Here is a 12,918-nt window from a genome sequence, read left to right on the forward strand (position 1 = left end):
GCCATGGCGCCATCCCCGCTCAAGCATAGCTGCGAGGTGCTCTCGTTGGGAGATTAAGACTTCCAGCCCTCGTGAGCCACGTTTCAAGCTCACCGGGAAGCCCTCGCGTGCGAGCGTCCGGCTACCTCAAGGGGAGCCGTGTGACATTAGAGCTTCTGGATTTCGGCTGGTGGTCGGCCGGCCCGCAGGCCTTCCCGAGCCGAAGCTGTCCTCATCACGGTGGAAAAGCTTTTGCGCTCGTCAGCCAGGCCTTCGGCCAACGGACGGTCGAGAGCTGACCGGGTAAGGCGCTTGGCAAAGGCCAGGCCTTCGGCACTTCGGCCCGATAGCTCAGCGCCGATCTCAAGGGAACGCGCGAGCGGATCGGCGACGACCTCATGCACAATTCCGATTTCGTGCGCGCGCTGTCCCGTCACTGTCAGGCCACGAAGGATCATCTCGAGCGCCCTGGCCTCTCCAACGATCCTGGGCAAACGCTGTGTACCGCCACCACCCGGAAAGATGCCGATGCGCGTTTCCGGAAGCCCGATCGCCGTAACACTGCTCCCGGCGATGCGCAGGTCGCAGGCCAGCGAAAGCTCGAAGCCTCCTCCCATGCACAGGCCATTGATAGCCGCAATGACCGGCTTGTCGACCGCTGCAATCGCATCCGTCAGCGCGTGGAAACCAGGTGGCCGGAGGACCAGGCGACGACGGGGCGCGAGACGCTCCGCGCTCAATCGCATCAGCGGCCTCAGAGAGTTCCCCAACGTCGTAGTGACGGATGAAGATGCCAGGTAGCCCCCCTGTAATGACAATGACCCGGACCGATGGGGCCATCCCTGCAGCGGCTACCGCATCGAACATCTCAGCCGCCCCGACGGCCGTCATGGTGCCGAATGGGGCGTTAGCATAGGTGATGACACGGATCGCGTCGTGATCCTGGATGGAAACAAGGCGCATAGCCTACTCTCACTGCAACCGCTCGCCGGACAATCACGCGTTGGCGCTGCACCGCTCAGAATGCGCCCGGCTCCCGCACCGATCAAGCCTCGGCGCGCTAAGATTGCCATTGCAGCCGCGCGGTTCATTCTTAAAATCCTGCCTCTCCGGCATACGTTTCGGACGGGCCTGTACAGCGGAGTAGACGTTATGCCCAAACCGGAAAGCTTCCCAATCGAGAGGATCTACGTTCCCGTGAAAAGAAGGAAGGCAATCAAGCCTCAAGTCGTCGAGGAGATCGCTGGAAGCATTCTGGAAATCGGACAACAAACCCCCATTCTCGTCAGGCCCGACGAAGACCGCTTCGTTCTGGTCGAGGGACTACAGCGGCTCGAAGCTTGCAAGGCGCTTGGAGAGACGACGATTGTGGGAATCGTGGTCTCGGCGGAGGATGCTCAGCAAAGGACGCTCTTGTCCGAGGGACCCGAAGCAGATGCGGAACGCGACAAGATGGCGCGATTGAAAAAGCTGCGTCTTGAGAAGGAAGCTGCAGAAAGTTCGAGTGCTGCCTTGAACCGGACGGATAAGCAGCGAGCCCGCTCGGCAAGGGGCGCGGGCGAGAACCCGAGAACAACGCCAAGCCGGACCTCAGCGCCGACGCCGAAAAAGACGTTGTCGGATTGGATCGCCCAGCAGAAGCGCGACGGTGGCCGTTATTGATTGCCCGCCTTCGGTCCTGCATCCAACGTCATCTAGCTGGCGATGGATTTTTCTTGATCTCTCGCTGCTCAAGCGATCTTCTAAGTCACAGCAATACTTGAACTTTCGCCCCATCCATCCTGCGCTCGTTTGAGCCAGCTTAAGCCAAGAGAAATAACGTCGACACACCGGGTCCGGCTCGTCTGCGTCTGGATTATTCTTGCCAATCCACAAAACTTGTTAGCCGGTCGAGTGACCGTCCACCCGGTCAGCGCCTTGCTTCAGCCGCCATTGCAGCAACGAAAAGGATGGATCGGACTCCGGGTGATGTTCGAAGACTCCTCCAACCTCAGTTCCGATGACCACGGTCTGGCGCGGATCGCCCAGCAGATTACCCACCATGCGCACGCCACCGGCGTGTGGTAGCTCGACGAGCAGCGCGAGATACGGGCCGTGCTGCTTTAGCGCCGGGTATGACGGATGCCACACGCGTTCCCAACTGTAGATGCGGCCGGTCGGCTCGACGTCCGTCCACCTAAGGTCAAAGGAATGACAATTGTGGCAAATCCATTCAGGCCCGAACTGCCAGGAACGGCAGCGGACGCAGCGTTGCACCAGCAGGCGGTTTTCCCGCAGGCCCATCCAATACGGCGCCGAAAGCCCATCTGGGTCACTGACCGGAATGGGCAACCCGGCAGGGAGATAGTGCGCACGTGAAGACCCACTCATAGCGTCGCCTCTGAACCCAGAATGAGGTTGCTGGCCGGCGTCACCATCGGGCCGCCGATCACCAGCGCCACATCATTTCGTCGAGCCTGGCTCGCCGACGCGCCACGCACCTGACGAACCGCTTCCAACACCAGCTCAAAGCCGTGCATGTAGCATTCGGCAAGGTTGCCGCCACTGGTGTTGAGCGGGAGCCTCCCGGATGGAGCGATCAAATTGTCGAAGGTCAGGAAGTCGTTGGCCTTCTCGGGCCTGAAGAAGCCGTGCTCCGCCAGCGCCATCACGACACCGCCGGTGAAGTTCTCGTACGCCTGGACCACACCGACATCTGACGGCCCTACCCCGGCCATGCGGTACAGATCGGATGCAACGGTGCCGAAGTTCGCGGTGGCGTAGAGCGGCGCATTGTGCGCCGTTGCCGCCGCACGATGTCCGGATCCGAAGGCCGCACCGAGCAGATAGGCCGGCTTGTGCCGGAAGTCGCTGGCGCGCTCTGCCGATACCAGCACCAATGCCGCTGCGCCGTCATTTTCCATGCAGCAATCGTAAAGATGGAAGGGCTCCACGATCCAGCGCGAGGCATCGTACTTCTCGATATCCAGCGGCTTGCCTCGCATCACCGCGCGCGGGTTGGCCTGGGCATGATGATAGGAGGCGAGCGCAATCGCGCGCAAAGCCTCCTGTCGCACGCCATGCTCGTGCATGTAGCGTTGCACCCGCATGGCAAAGCGCTGCGGGGGAGCCAGCACCCCATAGGGCATCAGATAGGACCGTTCGCCCGAAACGGTGTGAATCCCGGCTGCCTGTCCGAAACGGCCATATTGGCCCTGCGCCAATGAGCGGAACACCACGACACAATCGGCAAGGCCCGCGACGATCGAGGCGGCCGCATTGGCAACCGCCGCGCTGCAACCGCCGCCGCCTCCGCCCCATTGCATGGTCGCGGAGCGCAGTCGATGCGTACCCAGCGCCGCAGCCAGCCGTGACGCCTCGCTGCGATCGTCGCTGTAGGACGAGAAGCCATCGATCTCGCGGGGATCGAGCCCGGCATCCTCGCAAGCCGCCAGGATCGCCTTCAACGCGAGCTTGAATTCCGGATCGGGAGAAGCGCCATGACGATAATATTCGGTTTCACCGATCCCGATCACGGCCACACGGCCCCGCAGCGTGCGCTCGTCTCGCGCGCGCCCGGTCACGGTTTGGCATCCTGTCGCGAAGCCTCGCTGCCGAAGGCTCCGCCTCCGGCAAGGCGCGCGATCTCCGTCTTGTCGTAGCCGAGCAACTCAAGCAGCACGTTCTCGGTGTGCTGCCCAACTGCCGGTGCCGCAACGGGATCCACGATCGGTGTCCGCGAATACCGGATCGGCAGGTTCACGTTCGGCACCCACCCCACCGTCTCATGCGGGATCCGGGTGACGATCCCGCGCTCCCTCGCCTCGGGCGAACGGATCGCCTCGCCGACGGTGCGCAGCTGGCCGCAGGGCACGCCGGCCGCCCGCATCCGCGACTGCCAGTGCGACCAGGGCTGCCGGGCAAAGGCATCGCCGAGGATCGCGAACAACTCCTCGCGCCGGCGGATTCGATCGGGGCCGGTTGCATAGATTTCGGCCCCCGCGAGATCCTCGCGCTCGAGAACCTGCGCCGTCAGGCGCTGGAAGATCTTGTCGTTGCCGCAGTTGATATAGAAGGAGCAATCGCTGGCCTGGAACACACCCGACGGACACGTGTCCGGGCTGGTGTTGCCGCTTCGCCTCGGATCGGCACCGCTAAAGAGCGACTGCGTGGTCGCGTAGCCGGTCATCAGGACGGCGTTCTCGAACAATGACACCTCGACGGCCTGGCCGTGCCCGCTGCGCTCGCGCGCCAACAGGGCGCCAAGGATCGCATTGCTGGCCATCATCGCAGTGCTGATGTCCATCACCGGCGACAAAGCCCGCACGCCTTCGCGGTCGGCATAGCCGTTCATCGACACGAAGCCGCTCTCGACCTGCGCGATCGGATCAAAGCCAAGCCGGTCCGAAAATGCCCCGTCGCGGCCATAGGCCGACACCGAGCAGTAGATGATCTCGGGTTTGATCTTGCGGCAGCTCTCGTAGTCGAGCCCCAGCCGTGCCATCACGCTCGCGGAAAAATTCTCGACAAGGACGTCCGCCGTCGCGATCAGCTCGCGCGCGATCTTCAGGCCCTCGAGGGATTTGAGATCGAGGGCGACGCTGCGCTTGTTCCGGTTGGTCCACAGGAACGGCGCACCGTGCCTGAGATCGGGATGCACCGGGGGATAACGGCGCAGATCGTCGCCGCGGCCCGGCGCTTCGATCTTGATCACCTCGGCCCCCATGTCGGCGAGGATCATGGTGGCAAACGGCCCCGCGATGAAATGCGAGAAATCGATCACCCGGATCGCCTCAAGCGCTCTTGGCGCGCCGGCGGGACGAGGCGTGTGCTCGGGGAAGTCGGCTTCAAGCTGATCCAGCATCGGGATATCCGTCAATTTGAGCAGTGTTGATCCAAGGATCGCGGCCGTCGTCGTCAATTGCTCTTCGGCGGGTCGACGAGCGAGCAACCGCCCTGGTCGAGCGGCCGGAAGGCTTCCGGCCCGGACAGCGCGCCGACCTGCTCCAGCAGGTCCCACTTGCTCTTCGAGGCACCCGGGCTCTTCACCTTGAAGATGTACATGTTGTGGATGGCGCGGCCGTCGGCGCGCACCACGACTGGCCCGAACAAGGCGTCATCGATCGGCTTCTCCTTCAGCTTCTGGATCACGGCCGGCGCGTCATTGGTTCCCGCCGCCAGCGCCGCGTTCAGATAGGCCAGCACGGAGGAATAGACGCCGGCGTGGAAGGCGGTCGGCGACTGCCCATGCTGCCGCTCGCCGAATTTGGTCGACCAGGCGCGGCTGGCATCGTCGAGGTCCCAGTAGAACGGCTGCGTGATGATCAGCCCCTCCCCGACCGCAAGCCCGCTAGACTCGACATCGTTGGTGGTGGTCAATAGCGCGGCGAAGGTGCGCCCGCTCTGCTTCAGCCCGAACTCGGCGGATTGCTTGATCAGGCTGACGGTGTCGCCACCGGCGGTCGCGAACGCGATCACGTCGGCGCCCGAGCCTTCGGCCTGCAGGATGAACGAGGCATAGTCCGCATTGTTGATCGGTACATTGACCGATCCGAGAACGGTCCCGCCGCCGGCACCGATCACCGCCGTTCCGTCGCGCACCATCGATTTGCCGAGCGCATTGTCGGTGGCGATGAAGTACCATTTCTTGCCGCCGTGATGCACGAGATAGGCGCCGATGGTGTGAGAGGCCGCCCAGGTATCGAAGGTCCACTGAATCGTATTGGGTGAGCAGTATTTCCCGGTCAGGTCGGACGACGCCGCGCTCGATGCGATCAGCGCCGCTTTGGTGCCGCGCATGACCTCGTTGACCGCCAGCCCAACGGCCGAGTTCGGCACGTCGGCGACCGCATCGACCTTCTCCTGATCGATCCAGCGGCGCGCGATGGCGGCGCCGACATCAGCCTTGTTCTGGTGATCCGCCGAGACGATCTCGACCTTGAAATCCGGATGAAGCCGCATGAAGTCCTCGGCCGCCATTTTGGCCGCTGTCACAGAACCTTCGCCGGCATTGTCCGAGTAAGGGCCGGACGCGTCGTTGAGCACGCCGATCTTCAGAGACCGCGCGGCGACCGCCGTCGCCGGCGAACCGGCACAAAAGGCCAGGAGAGCTATTCCGGCTATCTGCGAAAGATACTTCATTGTTTCCACCCGTCGTATGTTGTTGTGTTAGAGATCGAGCACAAGCGTCCGGGACTTGGCGCCCGAGCAGCAGATCATGACGCTCTTGTTCGCCGCCTGCTCTTCGTTGCTCAGGAACTGGTCGCGATGGTCGGGTATGCCCTGGAGCACGCGCGTCTCGCAGGTGCCGCAGACACCTTCGGTACAGGCATAGTTCGCGGCAATGCCGGCCTCCAGCAACGCATCGAGGATCGTCTTGCCGGGCTCGACTGCAATCGTGCGGTTGCTTCGCGCCAGCCTGACGTCGAAGCCACCTTCGGTGGCTGGAGCTTCCCGGGCCTTGAAATATTCGACATGTACGTGATCGGCCGGGCGATCGGACGTCGTCGCCTTGAGCGACTCGAGCATGGGCACCGGACCGCAACAGTAGAGATGCGCGCGAGGCGGAGCGTTCCTGACGAGCGCCGGGAGATCGAACACCCGCCCCGATCGCTCGTCGTCGAAATCAAGATGTACCCTCGATCGATACGTGCCGAGTTCGTCGAGGAATGCGGCAGCGGCGCGCGTCCTCGCGGCATAGAACAGCTCCCAGTGACGTCCAAGCGCCTCAAGCCGTCGGATCATCGACAGCAGCGGCGTGATGCCGATGCCCCCGGCGATCAGGACAGAATGGTCGGCCTCCTCGCGGAGCGCGAAGTTATTCCGCGGCTCGGAGATCCTTATGATGTTCCCGACCCTGACGGTGTCGTGGACAAAGCTGGACCCACCCCGGCTCTCGCCATCCCTGTTCACCGCGATGACATACCGGTGCCGCTCGCATTGGTCGTTTACCAGCGAATAGCTGCGGATCATGTCGTTCGGCAGATGCAGGTCGATGTGGCTCCCGGCCGTGAACGGCGTCAGTTCGCCGCCCGTCGGGGCAATCAGCTCATACGAATTGATCCGCTCAGCCTCATATCCGATGCGCTTGACCAGCACCTCCAGCGTACCAGCCGTATGTTTGAATGCGCTCACAACTCGTACCCGAAATCGGCGCCAAGCTTCGCACGCATGAACGGCGCGCCGACGTCAACCCACAAATCCTCCGGCGGCAACCGCAGCGAGACCGCTCGCACCATGAACACGTCCGGGTCCAAGACTCCTTTGGGCTTGATCGCGTGATCGCGATAGGCGCCAAGCGCTTCAAGAATGAAACGTCGCGTCATCGCGATGCCGGTATCACTTGAGCAGAGCGTCTCCTTGGTGCGATCAAAGATCGGAGAGACGCCACTTTGGCAGGCGCCGTCCTGCACCCAGAGCCCCGGCAGGCCCGAGAACCAGGTGGTCCGCTGCGCCTCGTAGTCGAACTGAAAGCCGTTCTGCGGATTGTATTTCGTCCAGTAGCCTGCGTATGGGACCGTCACCGGGTGCTGGACGAGCGCGTGGCGGCTGGCATGACCACTCTCGCGGCCCTTGTGTCCTTCGGCGAAGACCTGCCGGGTTTTCTCCAGCAGCGGCTCCGATGGATGATAGGAGAACATGATGCAGAGCGTGTTCTCGTCATCGATCGGGACCCAGGCGTGCCCGCTCAAATCCGGGAACGGAGACAGCGGAGGCACCAGCGTATAGAACGGCAGCAGGAACTGGTTGACCCGCCAGTACAGCGTGTTGGCATCGTAATTGCGCCGCGCGGCGATGCTCATGCCGAAATCCTGCTTAATGCATTCGAAGGTCGGGCGCAGGTCGCGCTTCTGGATCCAGGCGCTCGTCGTGCCCTGCGCATCCAGTCGTCCATGAAGCAGCGGCGCGTGCGCTGAATCGATCTCACCCTCGACCGCCTGCAGCCAATTGCACTCCTGGACGCGAACCGAGATGTGCACCTGCTCGGCAGGCACCAGATTCCATTCGAGATTCGGCAGCGGCGGAAGCTCAGCCTGGTCGGGACCCATGTAGGTCCAGATCATCCCGTTGCGCTCCTTGCAGGGATAGGCCTTGATCCGCACCCGCTCCTTGAGGCGACTGCGCACTGGCTCTGCCGGCATGTCAGTCACGGCGCCGGTGACGTCGAATTTCCAGCCGTGATAGACGCAGCGCAGCCCGCAATCCTCATTTCGTGCAAAGACCAGCGGCGCTCCGCGATGCGGGCAGGCCTGGTCGACCAGCCCGATGCGCCCCTCGGAATCGCGAAAGGCGACGAGATCCTCGCCCAGCAGCCGGATGCGCTTCGGCTGCCCGTCCGCGGCGAGATCAGCCGACGGCAGGAAAGGAATCCAGTACAGGCGGAAAAGTTCGCCGAGTGGCGTTCCCTTGCCGACCCTCACCAGCCGTTCATTGTCTTCGCGCGAGAGCATGGGGTCGCCTCCTTCAATTGCGTGTGGCCGGGCCTGCCGCGCCGCCGAGAAGCGCGGCGACACGGTCAGACAGTCCGAGATCCTGGGCGGTCCAGAGCGGATCGGATGCGGTGAGCGGCTGGCGTGGAATGGGAGGTTGCTTGCCCTGCTCCACCAGGCCGACAATCAATTCGATGCGCCGCCGCTCGAGCTCGCGCAGAGCGTCCTCGACGACGGCGGCTTCAGCCGTGCACCCCGGCAGCTCCGGATAGGCAAGGCGAACCCGCCACTTCCCCGGCTCGGTTTCGACTGCCTCCGCCTCAAGCAAATAGGGAATCGACAGCAGCTCACGCAGGTCCAAGTTTCAACCTCCCTGAACGACGTCTTCGCATCGCATTTGATACGTATACGTACTACATTATCGGAAGGCTGGCAAGAGCCGAGGCCGACCCTGTCTCCCTCAGAAAGAGGCTGGTGACGTGGTTCGCCACAGGGTTGAGGACGATCAGCCAAGCTGCTAACGGCTAGGACGCAATTCGCAGAACGCAGCTGGGATCCAGACAACGGCATGGCAGCCGATAAAGGCAAGCAGACAACCTCGGCGGCAGACGTTGCACGCGACTGGCAGCTCGAGGGTGGTGTCGGATTCCTGTTGCGTCTGCTGGAGGCCCGCTACGATGGGCTTTATCAAAGCATGACGCGCCAGAGCGATATCACGCCGCGGCAGTTCGGTGTGCTGATGGCGCTGTATCAGTTAGGTCCTCTAACCCCCTCCGTGTTGGCCGAACGGATCAGCTGCGACCGCAACACGCTCAGCGAAATGCTGAAGCGCATGGTCGCGCGCAGACTGGTCTCGAAGAAAGACAATCCGGACGACCGCCGCTCGCTCCAGGTGCAGATCACGGCTAAAGGCGAGGAAGCGCTTCTCGCCGTCATTCCGGCCGCCACCGAGCTGCAAAACATCATGCTGGCCCCCCTTCGCAAGGAGGACCGCGCGCATTTCCTGAAATGCCTGTTGGCGATCGCGAAGGCTCCGCCGCCGGACAGTCCGGCCGATACGTGAAATCGCCGGCGTCCAGCGGCCCTACGCCTGCACCTTCCCGAACGTGCCCGCAGCGGCGAGCGTCGCGATTGCGTCCGGCGACAGGCCCAGGATCCGCGACAGCACATCGTCCCGCTGCGCGCCGATCCCGGGAACTCGACGTCCCATCGGCGTATCGGCCCCGGACATCTGCCATGGCGCATTGACGCCGATGAAGTCACCTGCCCCGTCCGAGACGGTCCCAAACACCCCACGTTGGCGCAAATGGGCATCGGTCAGCGCCGCGCCCGGCGTCCGGTACTCGGCGCAGGGAACACCGGCGCGATCCAGCGCCGCGATGCATTCAGCAACGGTGTGGCGTTCGGTCCATTTCTCGATCACCTGCATCATGGCGGTCCAATTGGCGCCGCGCGCTGGAATGGTCGAAAAGCGCGGATCGTTCACCAACTCTTCCTGCCCGGTCACCTCGCACAGCGCCGCGAAATTACGCGGCGTGACCGGGGCGATCAGAATATCGCCATCGCGCGCGCGGACCGGCCCATAGGTCGGGCGCGGCGAACGGATCGGGAATTGCGCCTCCTGAAGCTCATAGACCAGCAGATTCATCATGCAGTCCATCAAGGCTACATCGACGCGCTGTCCTTTCCCGGTGCGCGTTCGCTGGACCATCGCGGTCTGGATCGCGGAATAGCCGAAGATGCCGCCGAGGATATCGGCGACAAAGATCGCGCCCGGCGCGGGACGCTCCCGGTCACCGGCATAACGCATCAAGGAGTGATCGAATCCGCTCTCGGCATGGACGATCATCGCATAAGCCGCGCGCTCGGCTGCTGGGCCTGACTGGCCATAACCCGAGATCGAGCAATAGATGAGGCGCGGGTTGATCTCGCAGAGCGTCTCGTAGCCAAGACCAAGGCGGTCCATCACGCCAGGGCGGAAATTCTCGACGAGAATGTCCGCCTCCGCGACCATGCGATGTACGAGCCTGATGGCGTCGGCATTCTTCAGGTCCAGCGCCAGGCTACGCTTGCCGGCATTGAGCTGGCCGAAATAGGTGCTGTGGCCTTCGCGCAGCGGCGTTCGCAACCGCATGTCATCGCCTTCCGGAGGCTCGATCTTGATGACCTCGGCGCCGACGTCGGCGAGCAGCCGCGCGCAATACGGCCCTGCCACCATGATCGAGAAATCGAGCACGCGCACGCCGGTGAGCGGCGCCCTGTCGCCATCCTTCTGCATCCGATCTCTCCTATCTCGGCAGCCCGAGCGCGCGTTGCGCGATCAGACTGCGCTGAATCTCGTTGGTCCCGATGCTGATGACCCACATCAGCGAATGCCGCAGGCTTTGCTCGAAGCGACCGTTGTCGATCGCGCCCGGCATCTGCTCGGACAGCGCGGCACGCATGCCAAGGATGTCGAGCGCAGCCTCGCCGAATCGCTCCATCAGCTCACCGGAGAACACCTTGCTGATCGCGCCATATTCCGGCGGCGTCACGCCGTCGGCGGCAAGTTCGGCGCAACGCATCATCAAGAGACGGCCGATCTCGATCTCTGACGCCAAGGTCACCATCCTGTCGCGGATGATTGGATCATCGGCGAGAGACCGATCACCTTGCTTCGCCATCACTTGCGAACGCAGTTGCTCGAAGGCGTGCGCGACCTTCAGGACGATCCCGCCACCAACCAGCCCGCGCTCGAAGGCCAGCGCGCCGGTCAACACTTTCCAACCGCCATTGACCTCGCCGACCAGGTTCTCGGCGGGGATGCGGACGTTGTCGTAAAAGATGTTGGCAAACGTGCCATCATACATGGTTGCTGATGGACTGATCGTGATGCCCGGCGCATCCATCGGCACGATGAACATGCTGATGCCCGCGTGTGGCGGCTTCGCGTCCTTGTCGGTCCGCGCGGCGAGGAACATGTATTTGCCCCACCAGGTGGTGGTCCAGATCTTCTGGCCGTTGATCACCCAGTGATCGCCGTCCCTGGCCGCACTGGTGCGCAGCGCGGCAAGGTCCGACCCTGCCTGCGGCTCGCTGTAGCCCATGCCATGCATCGCTTCGCCACGCAGGATTTCCGGAAGGTATTTCTGCTGCTGCGCTGCCGTGCCGAACATCATCAGCGCATTGGCCTGGATCGCCGCGCCGATCCGCGGCGCCTCGCCCCGCTCCATGGTCTCCATGAAGGCGATCTGCTCCAGGGGCGAGCGCGCCTGGCCGCCGAATTGCTCTGGCCATCCGAGCCCGATCCATCCGGTCTCACCGATGTCGCGGGCGAAGCCGGCATCGAACTCACGCTTGGCGAAGGGCCTTCCGTCGAATGCTTGCTTCGTATCTCCAGTCCAGTGTTGCTCGAGCCAGAGCCGGATCTGCTCGCGAAACGCATTTCCAGCGGCCCCGAGGTCATATTGCGGCAGCCCGACGCCGCCCGCATCCAACAGCCGCGCTGCCAGCCTGCTCTTGGCATCCGAGACGCCGCCAAGCGCGATCGTATCGAGATGCACGCGCTTGAAGTGGATTGGCGCCTCGTGCTCTTCGGCATAACCGATCGCACCGAACGTATGCTGGACCTCCAGCGACACCTGCCGTAGCGCATGACCGGAGAACGCCGATGCGCAATCGGCGAAGTAGCGCCAGCCGCCCTCGCCGCCGTCATGCAGTCTGGCGGCATGGTCGAGGATCAACCTGACGCCTTCGAGCGCAATCAGGCAGTCGGCCAGCTTGTGCTGGATGGCCTGGAACCTGCCGATCGGCTGCCCGAACTGGTGCCGTTCCTTGGCGTAGTCCACGGCGAGCTCAAAGGCACGCCGCGCCGCGCCATAGGCACGCGCGGTCAACATCGCTCTGCCCTTGATGCGGAGATGGTCGAGATCGACTGTATCTATGGGAATGCGCGTGAGCGGCGCTTCGTTCAGCCGGACCTCGTAGAGTCCCCACGCTCCCATCGCGCGGGTTGCGACGCACTCGACACCGGGACCGTCAAGATTGATCAGCCCAAGCTGGGCCTGGTCAAGAACGACCAGAAGGTGCGTCGCGCCTCCGGCAGCCTCGACAAAACGAAGCACGCCCTTTGCCTTGAGGTCCGTGACCTCAACCGCTCCTGTGCCGGCGTCCGGATCCAGCGCACCAAATGAGAAGGCGACGGTCGCCTCCCCGGACTGCAGCCGCTCCAGCAGATCCACCGCGACGTCGACCTGCGATCCGGAGATCGCAAGATTGGCGAGCGCCGCAGACCACATCGGCGCCGTGCAGCCGGCCCGGCCGAGTTCCGCCATGACGACGAGGATTTCGGCGAGCCCGCCTTCGCTGCTCTCCGCACCAAGCGCGGCGACGCCCTGCCCAACGAGCTTGCGCCAGATCGCCGACACCTCGTCCGGCGAGGACGATGCGGCTAAACCGAGTGGAAGCCAATGCTCGTCCAGGAAACCGCGCAAGGAATCGCGCAGCATTCCTGCGACATCGTCATTCGAGGCTTCGATCGCCGCCATGGTGA

12 protein-coding genes are annotated in these 12,918 nt (G+C 63.4%); 2 read left to right on the forward strand and 10 right to left on the reverse strand.

All coding sequences use genetic code 11. The features are described 5' to 3' along the window. Window positions 1-146 precede the first annotated feature (146 nt). Entirely contained in the window at window positions 147-725 is a 579-nt protein-coding gene (locus ACZBJS_RS02910) for an enoyl-CoA hydratase/isomerase family protein (RefSeq protein WP_463438327.1), read from the reverse strand. A 406-nt stretch (window positions 726-1,131) separates the two neighbouring features. Between ACZBJS_RS02910 and ACZBJS_RS02915 the strand changes: the two genes are divergently transcribed. Then, on the forward strand, window positions 1,132-1,641 hold the full coding sequence (locus ACZBJS_RS02915) for a ParB N-terminal domain-containing protein (protein WP_463438328.1): 510 nt from the start codon (window positions 1,132-1,134) through the stop codon (window positions 1,639-1,641). 219 nt (window positions 1,642-1,860) lie between these two features. Here the strand turns inward: ACZBJS_RS02915 and ACZBJS_RS02920 are convergent, their stop codons facing one another. The 7 genes from ACZBJS_RS02920 to ACZBJS_RS02950 all read right to left on the reverse strand — a co-directional run bounded on the left by ACZBJS_RS02920 (window position 1,861) and on the right by ACZBJS_RS02950 (window position 8,748). Continuing rightward, window positions 1,861-2,262, reverse strand: a complete 402-nt coding sequence (locus ACZBJS_RS02920) for a Zn-ribbon domain-containing OB-fold protein (RefSeq protein ID WP_141342326.1) — start codon at window positions 2,260-2,262, stop codon at window positions 1,861-1,863. Between the two features lie 83 nt (window positions 2,263-2,345). Then, a complete protein-coding gene (locus ACZBJS_RS02925) occupies window positions 2,346-3,542 on the reverse strand; it encodes a thiolase C-terminal domain-containing protein (protein ID WP_316394811.1) in 1,197 nt (398 codons plus the stop codon). Then, window positions 3,539-4,822 (reverse strand): CaiB/BaiF CoA transferase family protein, encoded by a 1,284-nt coding sequence (locus tag ACZBJS_RS02930; protein ID WP_316394809.1) that lies wholly within the window; start codon window positions 4,820-4,822, stop codon window positions 3,539-3,541. Before ACZBJS_RS02930 ends, ACZBJS_RS02925 begins: the two co-directional genes overlap by 4 nt. Before the next feature lie 53 nt (window positions 4,823-4,875). Further along, window positions 4,876-6,099, reverse strand: a complete 1,224-nt coding sequence (locus tag ACZBJS_RS02935; RefSeq protein WP_316394807.1) for an ABC transporter substrate-binding protein — start codon at window positions 6,097-6,099, stop codon at window positions 4,876-4,878. 27 nt (window positions 6,100-6,126) lie between these two features. After that, a complete protein-coding gene (locus ACZBJS_RS02940; protein WP_463438329.1) occupies window positions 6,127-7,092 on the reverse strand; it encodes a PDR/VanB family oxidoreductase in 966 nt (321 codons plus the stop codon). Continuing rightward, window positions 7,089-8,408 (reverse strand): Rieske 2Fe-2S domain-containing protein, encoded by a 1,320-nt coding sequence (locus ACZBJS_RS02945; protein WP_141342321.1) that lies wholly within the window; start codon window positions 8,406-8,408, stop codon window positions 7,089-7,091. The genes ACZBJS_RS02940 and ACZBJS_RS02945 overlap by 4 nt, the downstream gene beginning before the upstream one ends. Window positions 8,409-8,421: 13 nt before the next feature. Further along, window positions 8,422-8,748, reverse strand: coding sequence for a hypothetical protein (locus ACZBJS_RS02950; protein WP_141342320.1), 327 nt, complete (start codon window positions 8,746-8,748; stop codon window positions 8,422-8,424). A 207-nt stretch (window positions 8,749-8,955) separates the two neighbouring features. Here ACZBJS_RS02950 and ACZBJS_RS02955 point away from each other — a divergent pair, with 207 nt between their 5' ends. Further along, window positions 8,956-9,450, forward strand: coding sequence for a MarR family winged helix-turn-helix transcriptional regulator (locus ACZBJS_RS02955; protein WP_253587174.1), 495 nt, complete (start codon window positions 8,956-8,958; stop codon window positions 9,448-9,450). Between the two features lie 21 nt (window positions 9,451-9,471). Here the strand turns inward: ACZBJS_RS02955 and ACZBJS_RS02960 are convergent, their stop codons facing one another. Together ACZBJS_RS02960 and ACZBJS_RS02965 are read right to left on the reverse strand one after the other, a co-directional pair. Further along, window positions 9,472-10,665 (reverse strand): CaiB/BaiF CoA transferase family protein, encoded by a 1,194-nt coding sequence (locus tag ACZBJS_RS02960; protein WP_141342319.1) that lies wholly within the window; start codon window positions 10,663-10,665, stop codon window positions 9,472-9,474. A 10-nt stretch (window positions 10,666-10,675) separates the two neighbouring features. Beyond that, window positions 10,676-12,913, reverse strand: a complete 2,238-nt coding sequence (locus ACZBJS_RS02965) for an acyl-CoA dehydrogenase family protein (protein WP_463438330.1) — start codon at window positions 12,911-12,913, stop codon at window positions 10,676-10,678. Window positions 12,914-12,918 lie beyond the last annotated feature (5 nt).

It is taken from the genome of Bradyrhizobium sp. KZN70725 (assembly GCF_055264925.1).

What these genes read in the sequence shown, in the direction of transcription:
- ACZBJS_RS02910 (WP_463438327.1), bottom strand. Translation starts at nt 725, where the DNA reads ATGCGATTGAGCGCGGAGCGTCTCGCGCCCCGTCGTCGCCTGGTCCTC.
- ACZBJS_RS02915 (WP_463438328.1), top strand. Translation starts at nt 1,132, where the DNA reads ATGCCCAAACCGGAAAGCTTCCCAATCGAGAGGATCTACGTTCCCGTG.
- ACZBJS_RS02920 (WP_141342326.1), bottom strand. Translation starts at nt 2,262, where the DNA reads ATGGGCCTGCGGGAAAACCGCCTGCTGGTGCAACGCTGCGTCCGCTGC.
- ACZBJS_RS02930 (WP_316394809.1), bottom strand. Translation starts at nt 4,822, where the DNA reads ATGCTGGATCAGCTTGAAGCCGACTTCCCCGAGCACACGCCTCGTCCC.
- ACZBJS_RS02935 (WP_316394807.1), bottom strand. Translation starts at nt 6,099, where the DNA reads ATGAAGTATCTTTCGCAGATAGCCGGAATAGCTCTCCTGGCCTTTTGT.
- ACZBJS_RS02945 (WP_141342321.1), bottom strand. Translation starts at nt 8,408, where the DNA reads ATGCTCTCGCGCGAAGACAATGAACGGCTGGTGAGGGTCGGCAAGGGA.
- ACZBJS_RS02955 (WP_253587174.1), top strand. Translation starts at nt 8,956, where the DNA reads ATGGCAGCCGATAAAGGCAAGCAGACAACCTCGGCGGCAGACGTTGCA.
- ACZBJS_RS02960 (WP_141342319.1), bottom strand. Translation starts at nt 10,665, where the DNA reads ATGCAGAAGGATGGCGACAGGGCGCCGCTCACCGGCGTGCGCGTGCTC.
- ACZBJS_RS02965 (WP_463438330.1), bottom strand. Translation starts at nt 12,913, where the DNA reads ATGGCGGCGATCGAAGCCTCGAATGACGATGTCGCAGGAATGCTGCGC.